The organism is Streptomyces sp. NPDC046349 (genome assembly GCF_055587885.1).
The window spans coordinates 132,636-150,402 of the sequence record NZ_JBVJFK010000002.1 but is presented as its reverse complement, the minus strand read 5'-3'; the positions used below and the strand labels follow the sequence as shown (position 1 = coordinate 150,402).

Genomic DNA, 17,767 nt, shown 5'->3' with positions numbered 1-17,767 from the left:
GGTGCGGTCTTCGGTCCAGACCCTCCCCGGACTTCGTCCGGGGGGACCTCAGGCAATGGTCACTCTGCCGGTCGTGGATGACGAGGAAGCAACCGGTCAGCTTCCGGTTGCCGACTTCCACGCGTCCACGTAGCCGGTGATGTTCTTGTCGATGTCTGCCCAGTCCGGCTCGAATATCTCGACACCGCTCATGAGCTTGGTGAGTTCGACGGCGTTGGCGTCGGTCGGCTTGACGTCGCTGCGCGCCGGGAAGCCGCCGCCCACCTCGCTGACCAGCCTCTGCGCCTCCTCACTGAGCAGGTGGTCGAGGAGCTTCTTGCCGTTCTCGGAGTGCGGGGCCTTGGCGACCAGGCCCGCCGCGTACGGCAGGGCGAAGGTGGTGGGCCTGCCGCCCTCCTTCGCGGGGAACCAGAGGCCCAGGTTCGGCATGGCCTTCGACTGGGCGAAGTTCATCTGGACGTCGCCGTTGGCCACGAGCAGCTCGCCCTTGTCGGTCTTGGGCGCGAGCTTGCTGGTGGAGGAGGACGGGCCGACATTGTTGGCCTGGAGTTTCTTCAGGTATTCCATCGCCGGCTCCTTGCCGCCGAAGTCGTGCATCGACTTGATGAGGACGGCGGTGCCGTCGCCCGCGACGCCCGGGGTGGAGTACTGGAGCTTGCCCTTGTAGCGGGCGTCCAGGAGCTCTTCCCAGGTCTTGGGGGCTTCGGGGAGCTCCTTCTTGTTGTAGACGAAGCCGAAGTAGTTGTTGACGACCGAGGTCCACTTGCCGTCGGTGGACTTGTCCGCGCCGTTGACCTTGTCGGCGCCCCGGGGAACGTAGGACTGGAGCAGGCCCTTGCCGTCGGCCTGCTGGATGAAGGGCGGCAGGGTGATCAGCACGTCCGCCTGGGTGTTGGTCCGCTCGCGGACGGCGCGCTGCACCATCTCGCCCGAGCCGCCCTCGACGTACTCGACCTCGATGCCGGTCTTCCTGGTGAAGTCGGCGAAGACCCGGTCGTACCAGCCGTCGCCCTTGTCGCTCTTGAGGCCGTCGGCGCTGTAGACGGTGACGACCTTCTCGGCGCCCTTGGAGTCGGCCGAGCCGGCCGGGGAGGAGCCGCCGCAGGCGGTGAGGGCGAGGCTGCCGGTGCCGGCGGCGGCGCCGCGGAGCAGGGGGGTTCTGGGCAGGGGCGTGCTGGACATGGAACTTCCTCACGGGGGACGGGAGTCAGCGGGATCAGCAGGGTCAGCGGCGCGGGCCACCCGGAGATACGTGCTCTCCAAGCCGACGCGCTCGTCGTCGGCGAGCAGGACCCGCTCCAGGTGCCAGACGGGCTCGCCGGGCTCCGCCCCGATGCCGGGCGCGAGGTCGGGCGGGCAGGGGAACTGCTCCAGCCCGATCAGCTGCCGGCCCGGCCGGCGGCCCTGGCGGCGCACGCCTTCGGTGTAGCTGGCGAGGGAGAGCGGCTGTTCCAGCTTGGGCCCGGCGACGACGGTCCCGCGGCCGGAGCGGCGCAGCCGACCCTCCAGCAGCAGCTCGCGCAGGGCCTGTCGGACGGTCTCTCGGGAGACCTCGTACCGCTCGGCCAGGTCCCGCTCGGTGGGCAGCGTCCCGCCCTCGCCGAGCTCGTCGAACAGCTCGGCGATCCGGGCCTTGACGGCGTAGTACTTGGGGATGCGGCCGTGCTCGGGGATGCCGGACCGCACGGGCGAGCCGGCGCGGTGGCCCTGGAGGTTCTTTTCCACAACGGGGCTCTATGCGGGGCGGCCGCCGCCGCCGTACGGGACGCAGGGCGCGGGCGGGTCAGTGCGCGCGGGCCCGGTTGCGGAGCCGGCGGGCCCCCAGCAGGAGACCGCCGCCTGCGGCGAGCGCGGCCACGGCGCCCGCGCCGTACGCCCACTGGCGGGGACCGGTGTGGGCGAGGGAGCCGGCCTCGACGGAGTCCTCGGGGTGCTCGACGGAGAACCGGTAGCCGCCCGCCTCGCCGATCCAGTCCCCGTCGTCGCCCTTGCGCTGGACGAGGGCGGCGTCGGCGACGACGGCACCGGTGGGGGCGTCGGGGGCGAAGGCGAGGGAAACCTTCACGGTGCGGGTGCCGCCGGGGCCGACGGTGAAACCGGGGAAGGCGTCGCCGCCGTCGAAGACGGCGATGATCTCGTCGCGGTCGCTGAGTTCGAGGCCGGCGGGCAGGGTGCCGCCCGGGGCGTCGAACTCCATCCGCAGGTGGGCGGGGCGCAGGGTGCGGGCCTGGTCGGTGAGGACCACGACGGGGTGGATGGCGGTGCACCGGGAGTCGGTGGTGTTGGTCAGGTCCAGGTACCAGGTCTGCGGCTCGCCGCCGGTGCGGTACACGGCCGGGCCTCCGCGGATGCGCGCCCCGATGGGGAAGGCGGAACTCTTGCCGTCCCCGCAGGTGGCCTGGACCCGGGACGGCATCGCGGGCGCGGGTCGGGCGCCGCCACCGGTGCCGATGTCCGCGCCGGCGGTGTGTGCGGTGGTGGCGGCCAGGACGGCGGAGAGGAAGGCGGTGAGGGCAAGGGCTTTGCGCAGTCGCATGGAAGACCTTTGCTGCTCGCCGGACAGGACGATGGTCGGACGAGGTGATAATCACCCCGACCTGCCCGCACCCTCCCACGCACGCTCGAACCGTCACCGCACACCACGCCTGAGTTGTTCCGGTTTACGCCCGAACGGTGCAGGCGTCAACCCCCACCCCTCCGCCCCCCACCCACCCAACCCTCCAGCCCCGCCGGGCTCCGAGTCCGGAACCCCGCTCCTCCAGCCCCGGGGGCTTGAGGCACGGGCCCGGGACCGGAGCCCCGCCCCTCCTGCACCCGCCGGGGGCCCGGGCCGGAGCCCCGCCCCTCACGCCCCGCCCGCGCCTAAGGCCGGGGTCCTGGTGCCGGAGGACCGCTCTTTCAGCCCGCTGGCCCTCGAGGCGCCGGGGCCGGGGCGGAGCCGCCCCCTCTTCCATTCCGCCCGCACCCAATGCGCGGGGGCCCGGGACCGGAGCCCCGCTCCTCCAGCCCCGCCGGCGTTTGAGGCGCGGGGGCCCGGGGGGCGGAGCCCCCGCAACGGCGCCGCACCCGGCAACCCAGCGGCAGCGGCAGCGGCACCGCCCCCCGCGGGGCCCGGCAGCCTAGCCGCGCCCGAACAGCGGCGTCAGCGCCATCTCCGCCGCACCCTCCGCCACGCCCGCCCCCGCCAGGGCGACCACGGGCCGGGCCGGATCCAGTGCGCGTGCCGCGAGAACGGCTCCGACACCGGCCACGAAGACATCCGGCGCCGCCGCCACCACGCGCCCGCCGAGCAGCACGCGGTCCACATCGAGCAGCGCGACCAGATTGGCCGCGGCCTCGCCCACGATCCGTGCCGCCTCGGGAAGATCGCCCCGGGCCACCGCCTCCAGGCACAGCACCTCCACGCAGCCGCGCGCCCCGCAGCGGCACCGCGGTCCGTCCAGCAGGAGGACCTGATGGCCGAACTCCCCCGCAGCCGAGCGCGCACCCCGGTAGACCCCGCCGCCCAGCCACAGTCCCGCTCCGAGACCGGTCCCAATGTGCAGGTACACACAGGTGCGGGCCCCGCCGCCTGCATAGACCTCCGCATCCTGCCCGGCGGCCGCAGCCACAGCCACCTCGGCATCCGCATCCGCATCCGCATCCGGCCAGGTGGCCCTGAGCCACGCCCCGGCGGCCGCGGCCGCACCGGCGTTCGTGTCCTTGTCCAGCAGCACCGGCAGGCCCAGCCGCCCCTCCAGCACCCCCCTCAGCGGAAAGTCCTTCCAACTCGGGAACCCCGTCACCCGCCCCATCACCCCGGCCCGGTGGTCGAGCGGCCCCGGCGCAGCCACCCCGACGCCCAGGAGCGGCGGCCCGGAGGGGGTGCCGACCCGCGCGACCGCCCGTACGACGGCCTCGACCGCCGCCTCCGGCCCGGCCCCGAAGTCGAGCGGGCCGCTGCTCTCGGCGACGACACGGCCCGCCAGGTCCACCCGTACCGCCCGGAGCTCGTCGCGGTCCAGGTGCACTCCGACGGCGTGCCGCGCGTCCGGCACCAGCCTCAGCAGGGTGCTCGGCTTGCCGCCGGTGGACGCGGCGCGGCCCGCCTCCGCGACCAGCCCGTCCGCCCCGAGCCGAGCCGTGATCTTGCTGACGGCCTGCGGGGTGAGCCCCGTACGGGCGGCGAGTTCCGTGCGGCCCATGCCGCCCGGTCCGGCGGCGCGCAGCAGGTCCAGCACGAGCGCGTCGTTGTGGCCGCGCAGGGCCGGCAGGTTCGCCCCGCCGCGCCTGCCGTGCGCCTCACCGTGACCGCCGTTCCCGCTCCCGCTACCCCTGTTCACAGGCCCATTGTCCACCTTCCTTGCACTTCGGCAACACTGTTGCCAAAGTGGTTCCCATGAGCACCCCCGCCACCACTGCACCACTTCGCGTCGGCGTCATCGGCTATGGACTCGCCGGTTCCGTCTTCCACGCCCCCCTCGTGGCCGCCACGGACGGACTCGTCCTCGACACGGTCGTCACCTCCGACCCGGAGCGGCAGGCCCAGGCCCGCGCGGAGTTCCCCGACGTCCGCACCGTCCCCACCGCCGACGAGCTGTGGGAGCGCGAGCTCGATCTCGTCGTCGTCGCCTCGCCCAACAAGACGCACGTCCCGCTCGCCACCATCGCCCTCGAAGCCGGCATCCCGGTGGTCGTGGACAAGCCGCTCGCCGCCACCGCCCACGAGGCCCGGGCGCTCGCCGCCCTGGCGGACCGGCGCGGAACCTTCCTCTCCGTCTTCCAGAACCGCCGCTGGGACAACGACTTCCTCACCCTGCGCCGCCTCCTCGCCGACGACGAACTCGGCGAGATCCAGCGCTTCGAGTCCCGTTTCGAGCGCTGGCGCCCGCAGTTGAAGGGCGGCTGGCGCGAGTCGGGCGCTCCGGAGGAGATCGGCGGGCTGCTGTACGACCTCGGCAGCCACGTCGTCGACCAGGCCCTCGTGCTGTTCGGGCCCGCCGTACGGGTCTACGCGGAGACCGACGCCCGCCGCCCGGGCGCCGAGACGGACGACGACACCTTCATCGCCCTCACCCACGCGAACGGGGTCCGCTCCCACCTCTACGTCAGCGCGACCACCGCCCAGCTCGGACCGCGGTTCCGCGTGCTCGGCTCGCGGGCCGGCTACGTGAAGTACGGCCTGGACCCGCAGGAGGGCGCCCTGCGGGAGGGGCTGCGGCCTGACGGGCGGCTGCCCTGGGGCGAGGAGCCCCCGCACCTGTGGGGGCGGGTGGGCTCCGGCGAGTCCCCGCTGACCGGCGGCGGGGCCCCGGTGCCGACCGAGCAGGGCGATTACCCGGCCTACTACGCGGCAGTGGCCGCCGCCCTGCGCACGGGCGGCCCGGCCCCGGTCACCGCCCACGAGGCCGCACGCTGCCTCGACGTACTGGAGGCGGCCCGCATGTCGTCCCAGGAGGGCGTGGCGGTGGAGCTCCCCGTCACCCCCGAGCCCGGGACCGCGTGACGACCGCGGCGCGCGCATGCGGAACGGGCGGGGCCGCCACGCTGGCAGCCCCGCCCGCCCCCATTCCTGCTGCTCCTTCTCCTGCGCGGCGGCCTCCTGTCGGGCGGCGTCCGGCACGGCGGCCTCCTGCAGCGGCTACGCGCTCTTGAACTCCTGACGCTGGCGGCCGAGCCCCTCGATCTCCAGCTCCACGACGTCGCCGGCCCGCAGGTACGGCTTCGGCTCCGGCTGGCCCATGGCCACGCCGGCCGGGGTGCCGGTGACGATGACGTCGCCCGGGTGAAGGGTCATGAACCGGCTCAGATACCGGACGACCTCGCCGACCGGGAAGATCTGGTCGGAGGTGTTGCCGTCCTGCCTGAGTTCGCCGTTGACCCACAGTTTCACGTCCAGGACCTGCGGGTCCGGGATCTCGTCGGCCGTGACCAGCCACGGACCGAGCGGGGTGAAGGTCTCGCAGTTCTTGCCCTTGTCCCAGGTGCCGCCGCGCTCGATCTGGAACTCGCGCTCCGAGACGTCGTTGACCAGCAGGTAGCCGCCGACGTGCGCCAGGCCCTGCTCCGCGGAGTCCAGGTAGCGGGCGGTACTGCCGATGACGACGCCGAGCTCGGCCTCCCAGTCGGTCTTGACGCTGCCGCGCGGGATCAGGACGGTGTCGTCGGGGCCGCCCACGGTGTCCGCGGCCTTGAGGAAGAGGATCGGCTCGGCCGGCGCTTCCGCGCCGATCTCCGCCGCGTGCCCGAAGTAGTTCAGGCCGATGCCCACGATCTTGCCGATGCGGCCGACCGGCGCACCGATCCGCAGCCCCTCGGCGTCCAGGACCGGAAGCTCACCGGACTCGGCCGCGTCCCGCACCCGGGACAGCACGGAGTCGTCGGCGAGCAGCGCGCCGTCCACATCCGTGATCAGGCCGGACAGGTCCCGCAGAGTCCCGTCCTGGTCGAGCAGCGCGGGGCGCTCCGATCCGGCCGGTCCGACACGCAGCAGCTTCATGGGCATTCTCCCGTGGTCGTGAGTGGTCGGCCCATGGGCATGCCCCGGGCCGGACGATGGGTTGCGGCCATCGGAGGATTGGTTGATCCTCCAAGATGTCCACCCAATCCGCAAGACCCTGTTCACAGGCTGGAACGCGCTGCACCGTCGGCCGACTGCTCGACGGCGGGTGCCGCGGGGCGTGCCGCGACGCGCGCCTTGCGGTACTCGAGCCAGGCCCGCTCCGCGGCCGACCAGGCGGTGGTGGTGAGCAGGTAGAGCCCGGCGGCCAGCGGCACGACGGCGGCCGTGATCAGCGTTCCGAAGGACAGCAGGGGCAGTACGCCGCCCAGCTTGCGCATGGCCTCCTGCTGCTCGGCACTCAGCTCGGGCAGACCGGAAGCTCCGGCACCGGCCCCCGTCCCGGCGCCCCCCTTCTGCACCGGCTTCACCGGCTTCGGCTTGACCGGCTTCGCCTTCGCCGGCTTGCTCGCGGCGGCGGCAGCGGCGGCGGCCGCTGCCGAGGCAGCCGACCGGCGCCCGCGCACGGCACTCCACGCCGCCACCACCGCGATCGCCCCGAACAGCGCGAGGAAGACCAGCCCCTGCGGCCCGAACAGGCCGCCGTCCCCGAGCGCGTCGGTCCACCGGGATCCCAGCGGCGCGGCGAACAGCCGGTGGCCCAGCAGCTCGTTCCCCGAGGAGAACGCCTGGTACATGAGGAAGAACACCGGCAGCTGGAGCAGCAACGGCAGGCAGCCGGCCACCGGGGTCGCACCGCGGAAGGCGGCCCTGCTCAGCGGGTGCAGGGCCAGCCGTACGAGCACGGTGAACAGCACGATCGCGGCAGCGGTCGCGGATTCTGCCAGCACCGGCTCCAGAAGCCGGCCCAACTCGGCAACAAGGTGGGTGAAAACGGACACGCGGGCCCTCCGAGGGTCTCGTCCAACGTCGAAAAGGGTGAATTTCGGCGTGACGACCCGCGAGGGACGACAACAGTGATCAGTCAGCAGAAGGCGAGAAGTACTGCGCGCCCCTACGCGGCCGTCGGGACGAGACGGCCGGGTGCCCTGGGCCGCGACCGGCCCGAGGCATCGGGATCGCGCTGCGGCAGGAACGCCGTGCGCTGCTCGCGATCACGGATCGCGGTGCGTATGCGGTGCGGCGGCACGGGCCGTACGAGGCGTGCGGCGGCGGCCAGGGCCTCGGCGCCCACGGAGACGGCGGCGACGGTCGCGGCGACGGCGACCACCACTGCGCCCAGCCCGCCCTCCCCGGCGAACAGGCCGGCGGTTCCCCCGAGGAGTACCAGCGGGAGCAGCACGGAGAGGACCCGGACGATCCGGGTGAGCGTGACGTCGTGGCGTCGTGACCGATCCACGCGAACCTCCCCCACTCCATGCGCTGTTCTCGATCGATGGTAACCGGGCCCACCGACAACGGCTGGCGCGGTCAGGACCTGAGGGTCCCCCAGACCACCAGCCGGTACTTCGAGCTGTACTCGGGTGTGCACGTGGTCAGGGTGATGTACGCGCCGGGCTCGCCGTACCCGTATTCCGGCTTCACCACGCTCCGCGGCACCGGCGCGATCACCCCGGTGTCCCGTTCGGTCGTCTCGCCGAGGACCTTCCCCACCACATAGGTGTACCTGCGCCCCCGCACGTCGACGATCAGCTCGTCGCCCGCCCGCAACCGGTTGATGTACCGGAACGGCTCGCCGTGGGTGTTGCGGTGCCCGGCCAGCGCGAAGTTCCCCTGCGCCCCGGGCCCGGCGGTCCCGGGGTACTGCCCCGCGTACCCCTTGTCGAGGACGGCCCGCTTGTCGATGCCCGGCGCGACGGGGACGACGAGGCCGAGACGCGGGATGCGCAGGACGGCGTACGCCCCGCGCGCCCCCGACGGCTCGGCGGCGGGCCGGGACACGGCCGCGGCCTCGGACGGAACGGGGGAGGGTGCGGAGGAAGCGGAAGGAGGGGACGGAGCGGCGGAAGCGCCAGGCGAGGAAGAAGGAGGCCCGGAGGTGGGCGAGTCGTCCGCCCGTGCCCGTTCCAGGGCCCAGGCCTGCTCCAGGGATCGGACCTGCTGCTGCGCCGCGGCGGCGGCCTGCCGATTGGTCCACCACACCTGGTGCACCACCAGCAACAACAGCACCACACCGACGGTGACGGTCAGCTCGGCGATCGCCCACAGGACCCCCACGAGACCGGCCCGGCGCGCCCGCCGGCCCCTCCCCTGAACCACCACACGTATGTGATCCCGCACGGGCGGCACCCTAAGTCCTCCCCCGTCAACTGACCAGCAGCAGTACGGTGTGAACCATGCGCCCCGACACGCCTGCCGAGCACATCGCCGAAGCCGAGCGCCTCATCCGCACGGCGACCCGCTACCCCGAGGACCAGGAGCCCTTGCTCCTCCAGGCCGCGGCCCACCTCGAACTGGCCGACGAACGGGACCGGGCGAGTGCCCTCTACGACCAGCTGCTGGCCTCCTCGCCGTCCGACCCCCACCTGATCAAGGCCCTCCAGGCGGCGAACCTCTGGGAGTACGGCCACGAGGCCGAGGCCCGCGCCCTCATCGCGGGCATCCGCGCCGCCTCCCCCAAGGATCCGGCCCCGTGGGAGGTCATCGCGGAAGCCCTCGAGGCGCACGACGAGTTGGAGGCCTCGGAGGACTGCTTCACCCAGGCCACGACGCTCCTGATCGCGGACTCGACCCCGCTCACGCCGGCCACGACCGCGCTCCTGACGGGCCGCCACCGGGTGCGCCGGCTCCTGGGGCGCCCGCACGACGACTGGGACATGGTCGCCGACACCCGCCACATCGGCCCCATCCCGCTCGACGAACTCCACGACCCCAAGCGCATCTGGGCCCTCGGCTCCGACGACCCCGCCGAGCTTCGCGCCGAGATCGCCCGCCTGCGCGCCGAACTGGGCGACCGCCGCGCGGCCCTGTCCCGCCCGTTCCCGGTGGCGATCCTCCACTGGCCGCAGCGCGAACTGTCAGAGCTGCTGACCAGCTACCCGACGCTCGGCTCGGAGTACCCCTCGCACGAGGCCCACCTGCGGGAGATCGAGAGCTCCCTGCGCGCGCTGGCCGCCTCGGGCACAACCAACCTGGGCATCGTCACGGCGAGCGTCCCCTCGTACGAGGCCTTCGCGGCCTCCGAGAAGACCTCCCCGGCCTCCCCCAGCCTCCTGGCCGAATACGCCACGACGCTCGCGGCCCGCGGCAAGGCCACCCCCTGGCCCCCCACCCCCACGGCCCCCTGCTGGTGCACGTCGGGCAAGCCGTACTCGGAGTGCCACGGGGAACCCGGCCCCTGATTGCGTTCTCGGCCGTACGTACCCACACCTGCCATAGGGGACAGTCGCGGATTAGGCTCGTCCTCGATTCAACGAGCCCCTAGGCAGGCCATGAGCGACGACTGGCAGTTCGAAGTTCCCACCACTGGCAGCAAGCACCTTCCACCCGACGCCCGATATATGGAGGCGCTCAGCAGTCAGGGGTATGGATTCGAGGTCGCCATCGCCGACCTCGTCGACAACTCGATCGACGCCGGGGCCCGGGACGTGGTGATCCATTTTCTCCGTGACGAGGACCGACTCGTCAGCCTCCTCGTCATCGATGACGGAAAGGGAATGACCGAGGAGGAACTGGATGTCGCCATGACCGTCGGGGGCCGCCGCGACTACGCCTCCGAGGCACTGGGCATGTTCGGCACCGGGTTGAAGTCCGCGTCCCTCAGTCACGCGTCCGCGGTGACGGTCGTCAGCAAGACGCGCAGAACGAGGGCCGTGGGTCGCCGCTGGCTGATGGAACGGGCCGTCAACGGATACCAGTGCGACATCGTGAACGCCGACTACGCACAGACCCTGATCGACCGGTACGCCCAGCGGCCGATCACCTGGCAGGGCACCGTCATACGCTGGGACGGGGTCAAGAACTTCCCCCGGAACGGCGGAGGTGGCCAAACCGACCGCTACCTGCACCGGACCATCAACCGACTCGGTCTCCAGCTCGGGCTGTACCTGCACAGATTCCTCGCGCGGGAAGACTTCAACATCACGATCGCGGTCGAGGACGTGAACACTGGGACCGAGTACATGAACTTCGGAGTCGAGCCGCTTGACCCCTTCGGATATCCGGTCCCGGGCCACGCCGACTACCCGCGGCGCTTCACGGTGGAGCTCGCTTCGACCCTCACCGTGTCCCTCGACGCCCATGTATGGCCCGCAAAGTCGACACTGGACGGGTACAAGGCGGTCGGCTCCGTCCTGGACCGCCAGGGCTTCTATTTCTACCGACACAATCGTCTCGTACAGGCGGGCGGATGGAACAACTTCCGCCAGCCGGATCAGCACCTCTCGCTTTCCCGTGTCGCCATCGACCTGCCACCCCACGGCAACGATGTCTTCCGACTCACCGTGAAGAAGGAAGGCGTCGAGGTTTCGCCCGAGTTCGTCTCCGCCTTGGAAGAGGCTCGAGATGTCGCGGGGCGAAGCTTCCTCGACTACGTCGCCGATGCCGAGTCGGTGTACCGCGAGGCGCGCAAGCGGGCGGGAACGACCCGAAAGGCCGTCGTCGGGCCGGGCAAGGGGTTCGACCCAATCGTCCGAGAGGCGATCGAGGACGAGCTGCCCCTTCTGCCGGGTGAGGATCCCATCGCCATCCGCTGGCAGTCACTGGACAACAGCCTGTTCTTCGACGTCGACAGGGAAGATCGGACGATCGTCCTGAACAACCACTATCGCTCGGCCATTCTCGGTGGAAGGCGCGGCGGCCTCAACGATGCCCCTACCTTGAAATCCCTCATGTATTTGCTGCTCCATCAGGTGTTCGAGAAGGAGTACAGCGGGAGCCGGGAAAAGGACAACCTGCAGTTGTGGCAGTCCATCCTGGTGGCCGCTGCGCGTACCGAGCTGGAACGCATGGGTGACGATGACTGACACGGGCGGCTCCCCGGAACTTGCCTGGTCGACCGTCGAGCACTATCTCGGTGAACGTCAGGCAGCCAGCTATCTGCTCTCGGCACCGACAGCGAGACCCACGGTCTGGTACGAGATCGGTGACGGTGGGGAGGACATCTCACTTCAGGTGGAACTCGATCGACACCAACAGCCACCACGCTCGTCGCTGCCGGCGGTGACCATCGACCAGGTGCACCGTGGCGGCCGTCGTATGGCTCGCATCCGCACGACCCAGGTGGCGTTGATGCGCGACTTCCACGACCTGCTTATTGCCGTCGCCGACCGTATCGTCACAGGGGAGCGCGACATCGGGCAGGCCTTCGAAGAGACGGTGCACGCCTGGGGTCGGCTGCTCAATCAGCCGCGTGGACTCGGAGCGGAGCGTCGCATCGGGCTGCACGGCGAACTTGCCGTGTTGCGTACCGTGGCCCGCACGCATGGGTGGGCGCAGGCGATCGAAGCCTGGACCGGTCCCAAGGCAGAGCAGCACGACTTCGGGTTGCCCAAGTCCGATCTGGAGGTGAAGACCACTGTCTCGGAAAGGCGACGGCACACGATTCACGGGATGCAACAACTCACGGAAAGCCCCGGCCGTCCTTTGTGGTTTGCCTCCCTTCAATTGACGCGAGGCGGCCTCGGTGGCCGCTCCCTGCGCGATTCGGTGACCTCGGTGGTGCTTGAGGCGCGGGCCGCGGACCGCATCGCGTCGGCAAGGCTGGAGGCCGCCTTGGCGGCAGAAGGCTGGAGCGAGAGCGACCCGGACGACGAGCGATGGGCCCTGCGTGCCGCGCCCTTGCTCGTTCCGGCCGAGCAGCTGCCGAGACTGACCGAGTCGATGATCCCCCTCGCCGTTCGGGAGCACGTCTCGTCGATCGACTACCGCATGGACATAACCCACTTGAGCTCGGCACCCGGCTCGCCGGTCGACCTCACCGACTTCCGTCTTCCGTGACCGACGAGGACCTCAATTGACAAGCACCGAAACCCTCCGGATCGCGCTGCACAGCGCCGTGCTCTCCGATCTCGACGGCAGCAGGCCTAAGAGCCTGGCACGTGCACTCGCCTACCAGGCCGAGGACATGGCCCCGGAAGCCGCGACGTATGCCGACGAAGACGATTTCCAAACGGCGCTGAAGAGCGCCCGCTCGACAGACCAGCTGGTCGAGCTTTGGCGGAAGCAGCTCACGCGTTGGGACTATGTCGACCAGCCCGCATGGAGCGACACACCCCCGCGCACGGACGAGCGCAGGGCCGCAGTCCACGGTCTACTGAAACTCAAGGAGGCCACGCGCACGCTGCTTGACGGGCTGATTCCCGTGTCGAGAGCTGCCACCTCCGTGGTGATCAGTCCGGAGCACAAGCCCTGGTACACGCCTCAGTCGCAGCTCAGCCGACCGCACTATTGGCCCGCCTATCGGAACCTGCTTTCCTCCAAGGGGTGGCCGGCCGACGCCGTGGCCGCATTGGACGTGGCAACCGACCAGGTGGTCGAGCGACTGGCCGACCCGACCGACTCGGCGGTGTACCAGTCCAAGGGTCTCGTCGTGGGCTACGTGCAGTCCGGAAAGACCGCGAACTTCACCGGCGTCATGGCCAAGGCCGTGGATGCGGGCTATCGACTGGTGATCGTTCTCGGGGGAACGCTCAACATGCTGCGAGCCCAGACCCAGAGGCGCCTCGACATGGAACTCGTCGGGCAGGAAAACATCCTGCGCGGGGCGGACGAGCTGGAATCGGACTATGCCGACGACCCGGCCTGGACGGCCGGAAAGTTCGTTTCTTTCGGAAGCCTTCCTTCCGCTCTGGGGGCATTCGACATCGTGCGGATGACCACTCGGGACGACGACTACAAGAGTTTGCTGCAAGGCATCACCGCTCTGGAGTTCGAAAAGCGGGAACCAGCCCTTCCGCTGTACGACCGGGAGAACCTGCACCGCTCCTCGGCACGGCTGATGGTGGTGAAAAAAAACAAGACGGTGCTGGCGAAACTCGTCAAGGACCTGGGCAAGATCAAGACCCCACTGGCGGAAATCCCCGTCCTGATCATCGATGACGAGTCGGACGAGGCCTCGGTCAACACCTCCAAGCCAGACGTCCAGCGCAGCGCGATCAACGAGCAAATCTCGAAACTGCTGAACATGTTGCCGCGCGCCCAGTACGTGGGCTACACGGCGACGCCCTTCGCAAACGTCTTCGTGGACCCGAGCGACACCGAGGACATCTTCCCGAAGGACTTCCTCATCTCGCTGCCCCGCCCCGAGGGATACATGGGGGCACGCGACTTCCACGACCTGGACAGCGAAGTGGAAGAGCACGAGCGCACCGTGGCCAACTCCAACGAGAGGGCGCATGTCCGCGACATCGTCGACGACGCCGAAGACGACACCTGCCTGCGGCAGGCCATGGACATGTTCGTGCTGACGGCCGCCATGAAGTTGTACCGGGAAGAAGTGGGCGGACTCGGCGACGGCTACTTCGAACATCACACGATGCTCGTCCACGAGTCGGTGCGCACCGGGGTCCATCGTGAGCTGCACGACCGTGTGCTGGACTTGTGGCACAACGCCGGCTACACGGGTCCCCGCGGACACGAGAGATTGCGCAAGCTCTTTGAGACGGACGTCGCTCCGGTGTCGGAGGTTCGATCCGACGGCCAGGCGGTTCCCGCTTCCTACGACGAGTTGATGCGCTTCGTCGGGCCGGCGAGCGTGCGCATCGGCGGTGATGGTCAGCCGATCATCGTCGTGAACGGCGACAAGGACCTGGAAACGGGCGAGGCCGACTTCGACAAGCGCCCGATCTGGAAGATCCTCATCGGGGGCCAGAAGCTGGCCCGCGGTTTCACGGTCGAGGGGCTGACCGTATCGTTCTTCCGGCGGCGGGCCGGAAACGCCTCCACGCTGATGCAGATGGGACGCTGGTTCGGATTCCGCAAGGGGTACCGCGATCTGGTACGCCTCTACCTCGGCCGCAGGGAGACCACGGGACGGGCCGAGGTGGACCTGTACGACGCATTCCAGGCCATCTGCCTCGACGAGGAAGCGTTCCGTTCCGAGCTGCAACGGTATTCCGTGATGGTGGACGGTCGGCCGCAGATCACTCCCTCACAGATTCCTCCACTGGTCTCGCAGCACCTGCCGTGGCTGAAGCCGACCAGTCCGAACAAGATGTACAACGCCAGACTGGAACTCGTACGGTCTGCCGGACGCTGGGAGGAACCCACCGCCTACCCGCAGAAGGGCGTGGACATCCGGCGCAATACCGAGCTGTGGCTTCCGTATCTCGAATCACTTGGATCACAGGCCGGCACGTACGGATACCACTTCCAGGACAAGGCGATCGTCCATCGCTTCAGCGCGCTTACCGGCGTCTTCTCGGCATCCACCGTCCTGCACACTCTCTGCGGACTGCGCTGGGAGGTACCAGAGCAATTCCCTCCTCATCTTCGGTACATCTCGGAGATCACCGAGGCCGGCAAGGTGGACGACTGGGTCGTGCTCGCTCCCCAGCACGCCTCGGTCTCCGCCGGCAAGACCGTCACCCTCGGCAGGGCAGGGCGGCACTACTCGTGGTTCTCCCGTGATCGCCGTGCTGACCGGGGGCCGCTCTTCGGTGCAATAAGCGACAAGAAGCACCGCGGGGTGGCCCACCGAATCGCAGGAGCTCTGGGGCCCTCGGGAGATGTGGCCACGGAGGAGCTGGTGGCCGAACGACGCGGTGCGATCGTTCTGTACCCAGTCGTGGAGACGGCGCATCAAGGCTCCATCGACGCGGCCGGCCGAATCGATTCGGACAAACTCGTCATGGCGTTCACCTTCGTGGCACCGGCTTCCGCTCACAGCGCGAACGGCCAAGTCGTCCAATTCACGACTATCTCTTCCAAGCCCAATGCGATCATCGACGTCACAGAGATCGACAGGACTTGATCCAGGGCTAGGTCGACGGTGGTGGTGAGACGGGCGGACCCGCCTCACCACCACCTCGCATACAGCGATTTCGGGGGACGAAATGAGCACAAAAACGACGAGGCGGCTTCGATCTCTGGACATCTGCTCGGGCGCCGGTGGACTGGCACTGGGGCTCGAGCAGTCCGGTTTCGACCCTGTGCTCCTGCTCGACAACCGTGACGTCGCATGCCGGACCTTGCGCTCCAATCGGCCCTCCTGGAACGTCCTCGAGACGAACCTGCTCGACTTCGACCCGTCCGAGCACACCGAGACCTACGACGTGGACCTCATGTCCGCCGGCCTGCCGCGGGTGAAGGCCACGGCCACCGTGGCACGCCGTGACAGCGAGGCCGAACTCGAACTGCTCCGAGCCACGATGTTGCTCCTCCACGGTGTGCAGCCCAGGGCGCTGCTCGTCGAGAACGTGCCCGACCTGGTGACGAAGCCGGACTACGAGGCGATTCGCTCGTATGTCGCCGACGAACTGACACACCTTGGCTATCGCCATACCTGGTTCGTCGTGAACGCAGCGGATTTCGGCGTCGCGCAAATTCGCCGCCAGGGCATTCTGGTCGCTTTCAAGGGCGATGCGCTGGATGCCTTCGTCGAGCCGCCTCCGACCACCGATGCACACACGACGGTCGGTGAGGCCCTGCTGGAATCGATGGCCGCCGGCGGCTGGTCCGGCGCACACGAGTGGGCCGAGCAGGCCGACCAACCCGCTCCCACGCTTGTTGGCGGGTCGTGGGAACGCGGCGGCGCAGACCTCGGACCGACGGGGTCCAAGCGAGCCTGGGCACGCATGGGGGTGGATGGAGGGACCGTGGCGGACACAGTGCCGGACGCCGGCTTCAAATGGAATCCCGAACTCGGCCGGGCCGGGATGATGCCGCTGACCGTGGCCCAGGCCGCGTTGCTTCAGGGATTCCCGCCCTCGTGGCGGATAGAGGGTCGCAAGACCGCGATGTACCGGCAGGTGGGCCACGCCTCACCGCCGCCGGTCGGACGCGCGCTGGGCACGGCCATCGCCGCCGCGCTGCGGTCCTGAGGCCAGGGGAAGGGCGCAATGGGCTTGCGGCTCGGTGACTACACTTGACCCCCATGACCAGAACGCACCCTCAGCCGTCTGACCATGGGCAGATCCGCGTCATGGATCTGTTCGCCGGGGCTGGGGGCTTTTCCTCCGGGTTCAGCCGGTACACCCCCGGTGGGGCATCGGGGCCGTTCACCTCGATCGCCGCCGTCGAGTTCGACCGGGCAGCGGCGGCGACATATGCGGCCAATTTCGGCGGTTCGCATGTCTTCGCCGGCGACATCGCGAACTTCGACCCCACTCCCTTCAAGGGTCAGGTCGACGTGATCATGGGCGGCCCGCCCTGTCAGGGGTTCTCCGGACTCGGCAAGGAAGATCCGACGGACCCTCGCAACGAACTCTGGCAGGAGTACGTGCGGGTGGTGGCCAAGGTCCACCCCAAGGTGTTCGTGATCGAGAACGTCGACCGCTTTCTGAAGTCCGCGCAGTACGCGGAACTCCTTTCGGCCGCCGAAACGCCTGGGCACCCACTCCACGACTACACGGTTGTGCCCGCTGTATTGAACGCCGCAGACTACGGAGTCCCGCAGGCGCGACGGCGCGTGATCGTCATCTGCACCCACAAGGACTTCGCCGAGCCCCTGCGGCACCCGACACCGACGCACCACAAATACGGCTACGAGTCGGACGGGGCCCAGGACACCCTCTTCGACTCCCTGCCCGGTGGCCAGGCCCTGCCTCGCTGGGTTCCGGTTTCCACGGTCTTCGAGCTTTCCGCCAAGCGCCCGGTTCTGGCGCGCATGCCCGATCCGCGCGATGACGCGGCCTCCACCGATGCCATTCCCGGGCACTACCTGACGACGGATCTCCACTTCGGGAGGAACCCCGAGGACCTGTCCCGTGCCCGGTACATGGCAATCCCCGAGAACGGAAACAGGAAGGATCTGCGCGGAGTCAGCTATCGCCTCGACCGGGCGAAGCGCATTCGCCTTTCCACGGAAAAGGACTACGGGCGACTGAAGGGGCAGGAGTTCTACCTCTCCACGGAGAGCTGGGACAAGCATAATTCCGGATCAGGCGATGTGATGGGCCGTATGCGAAAGAACGCTCCTTCGGTGACCATCCGAACAGAGTTCTACAAGCCTGAAAAGGGACGTTACCTCCACCCGACGGAGCACCGCCCGATCACTCACTACGAGGCTGCTCTCATCCAGGGGTTTCCCGAGAACTTCAAGTGGTACGGAAGCAAGATCGAGATCGCCCGCCAGATCGGCAACGCAGTGCCTGTCGGCCTAGGCAAGGCCTTGGCAGAGGCCATCCACACCTTCCTTGTACGCCACAGCTGACCAGGCCGCAGGGCCAC

14 protein-coding genes and 1 pseudogene are annotated in these 17,767 nt (G+C 69.4%); 7 read left to right on the top strand and 8 right to left on the bottom strand.

The window, feature by feature from the left end; translation table 11 throughout:
* Positions 1 to 96: 96 nt before the first annotated feature.
* From ACZ6JS_RS04365 to ACZ6JS_RS04350, 4 genes and pseudogenes are all read right to left on the bottom strand, one after another.
* Positions 97 to 1,182 carry a 2-aminoethylphosphonate ABC transporter substrate-binding protein gene (locus ACZ6JS_RS04365; RefSeq protein WP_469295696.1) on the bottom strand — a complete coding sequence of 362 codons (1,086 nt, stop codon included), beginning with the start codon at positions 1,180 to 1,182 and terminating at the stop codon, positions 97 to 99.
* A gap of 48 nt (positions 1,183 to 1,230) precedes the next feature.
* Positions 1,231 to 1,725 (bottom strand): annotated as a pseudogene (locus tag ACZ6JS_RS04360) (GntR family transcriptional regulator); the annotation flags it as partial.
* A gap of 58 nt (positions 1,726 to 1,783) precedes the next feature.
* On the bottom strand, positions 1,784 to 2,536 hold the full coding sequence (locus tag ACZ6JS_RS04355; protein WP_469295695.1) for a hypothetical protein: 753 nt from the start codon (positions 2,534 to 2,536) through the stop codon (positions 1,784 to 1,786).
* A 583-nt stretch (positions 2,537 to 3,119) separates the two neighbouring features.
* Entirely contained in the window at positions 3,120 to 4,322 is a 1,203-nt protein-coding gene (locus tag ACZ6JS_RS04350) for an ROK family protein (protein ID WP_469295693.1), read from the bottom strand.
* A 56-nt stretch (positions 4,323 to 4,378) separates the two neighbouring features.
* On the opposite strand from ACZ6JS_RS04350, the gene ACZ6JS_RS04345 reads away from it, so the two are divergent.
* A complete protein-coding gene (locus ACZ6JS_RS04345; RefSeq protein ID WP_469295691.1) occupies positions 4,379 to 5,485 on the top strand; it encodes a Gfo/Idh/MocA family oxidoreductase in 1,107 nt (368 codons plus the stop codon).
* A gap of 135 nt (positions 5,486 to 5,620) precedes the next feature.
* Here ACZ6JS_RS04345 and ACZ6JS_RS04340 read toward each other — a convergent pair whose 3' ends face one another.
* The 4 genes from ACZ6JS_RS04340 to ACZ6JS_RS04325 all read right to left on the bottom strand — a co-directional run bounded on the left by ACZ6JS_RS04340 (position 5,621) and on the right by ACZ6JS_RS04325 (position 8,719).
* The gene (locus ACZ6JS_RS04340; RefSeq protein WP_469295690.1) at positions 5,621 to 6,478 is read right to left on the bottom strand and encodes a fumarylacetoacetate hydrolase family protein; all 858 of its coding nucleotides are present in this window, start codon (positions 6,476 to 6,478) and stop codon (positions 5,621 to 5,623) included.
* Positions 6,479 to 6,600: 122 nt separating this feature from the next.
* On the bottom strand, positions 6,601 to 7,380 hold the full coding sequence (locus ACZ6JS_RS04335; RefSeq protein ID WP_469295689.1) for a YidC/Oxa1 family membrane protein insertase: 780 nt from the start codon (positions 7,378 to 7,380) through the stop codon (positions 6,601 to 6,603).
* 113 nt (positions 7,381 to 7,493) lie between these two features.
* On the bottom strand, positions 7,494 to 7,838 hold the full coding sequence (locus ACZ6JS_RS04330) for a DUF6412 domain-containing protein (protein WP_469295687.1): 345 nt from the start codon (positions 7,836 to 7,838) through the stop codon (positions 7,494 to 7,496).
* A gap of 71 nt (positions 7,839 to 7,909) precedes the next feature.
* Positions 7,910 to 8,719, bottom strand: coding sequence for a class E sortase (locus tag ACZ6JS_RS04325; RefSeq protein WP_469295686.1), 810 nt, complete (start codon positions 8,717 to 8,719; stop codon positions 7,910 to 7,912).
* A gap of 56 nt (positions 8,720 to 8,775) precedes the next feature.
* On the opposite strand from ACZ6JS_RS04325, the gene ACZ6JS_RS04320 reads away from it, so the two are divergent.
* From ACZ6JS_RS04320 to ACZ6JS_RS04295, 6 genes are all read left to right on the top strand, one after another.
* Positions 8,776 to 9,780: an SEC-C metal-binding domain-containing protein gene (locus tag ACZ6JS_RS04320; protein WP_469295685.1), complete on the top strand. Its 1,005-nt coding sequence runs from the start codon at positions 8,776 to 8,778 to the stop codon at positions 9,778 to 9,780.
* A gap of 90 nt (positions 9,781 to 9,870) precedes the next feature.
* Positions 9,871 to 11,403: an ATP-binding protein gene (locus ACZ6JS_RS04315; RefSeq protein ID WP_469295683.1), complete on the top strand. Its 1,533-nt coding sequence runs from the start codon at positions 9,871 to 9,873 to the stop codon at positions 11,401 to 11,403.
* Complete coding sequence (locus ACZ6JS_RS04310; protein WP_469296387.1) at positions 11,396 to 12,376, top strand: PD-(D/E)XK motif protein; 981 nt, start codon at positions 11,396 to 11,398, stop codon at positions 12,374 to 12,376. The genes ACZ6JS_RS04315 and ACZ6JS_RS04310 overlap by 8 nt, the downstream gene beginning before the upstream one ends.
* Before the next feature lie 16 nt (positions 12,377 to 12,392).
* The gene (locus ACZ6JS_RS04305) at positions 12,393 to 15,350 is read left to right on the top strand and encodes a Z1 domain-containing protein (protein ID WP_469295682.1); all 2,958 of its coding nucleotides are present in this window, start codon (positions 12,393 to 12,395) and stop codon (positions 15,348 to 15,350) included.
* An 82-nt stretch (positions 15,351 to 15,432) separates the two neighbouring features.
* Positions 15,433 to 16,419, top strand: coding sequence for a DNA cytosine methyltransferase (locus ACZ6JS_RS04300; protein WP_469295681.1), 987 nt, complete (start codon positions 15,433 to 15,435; stop codon positions 16,417 to 16,419).
* 53 nt (positions 16,420 to 16,472) lie between these two features.
* Positions 16,473 to 17,750 (top strand): DNA cytosine methyltransferase, encoded by a 1,278-nt coding sequence (locus ACZ6JS_RS04295; protein ID WP_469295680.1) that lies wholly within the window; start codon positions 16,473 to 16,475, stop codon positions 17,748 to 17,750.
* Positions 17,751 to 17,767 lie beyond the last annotated feature (17 nt).

What these genes read in the sequence shown, in the direction of transcription:
- ACZ6JS_RS04365 (WP_469295696.1), bottom strand. Translation starts at nt 1,182, where the DNA reads ATGTCCAGCACGCCCCTGCCCAGAACCCCCCTGCTCCGCGGCGCCGCC.
- ACZ6JS_RS04355 (WP_469295695.1), bottom strand. Translation starts at nt 2,536, where the DNA reads ATGCGACTGCGCAAAGCCCTTGCCCTCACCGCCTTCCTCTCCGCCGTC.
- ACZ6JS_RS04345 (WP_469295691.1), top strand. Translation starts at nt 4,379, where the DNA reads ATGAGCACCCCCGCCACCACTGCACCACTTCGCGTCGGCGTCATCGGC.
- ACZ6JS_RS04340 (WP_469295690.1), bottom strand. Translation starts at nt 6,478, where the DNA reads ATGAAGCTGCTGCGTGTCGGACCGGCCGGATCGGAGCGCCCCGCGCTG.
- ACZ6JS_RS04320 (WP_469295685.1), top strand. Translation starts at nt 8,776, where the DNA reads ATGCGCCCCGACACGCCTGCCGAGCACATCGCCGAAGCCGAGCGCCTC.
- ACZ6JS_RS04315 (WP_469295683.1), top strand. Translation starts at nt 9,871, where the DNA reads ATGAGCGACGACTGGCAGTTCGAAGTTCCCACCACTGGCAGCAAGCAC.
- ACZ6JS_RS04310 (WP_469296387.1), top strand. Translation starts at nt 11,396, where the DNA reads ATGACTGACACGGGCGGCTCCCCGGAACTTGCCTGGTCGACCGTCGAG.
- ACZ6JS_RS04300 (WP_469295681.1), top strand. Translation starts at nt 15,433, where the DNA reads ATGAGCACAAAAACGACGAGGCGGCTTCGATCTCTGGACATCTGCTCG.
- ACZ6JS_RS04295 (WP_469295680.1), top strand. Translation starts at nt 16,473, where the DNA reads ATGACCAGAACGCACCCTCAGCCGTCTGACCATGGGCAGATCCGCGTC.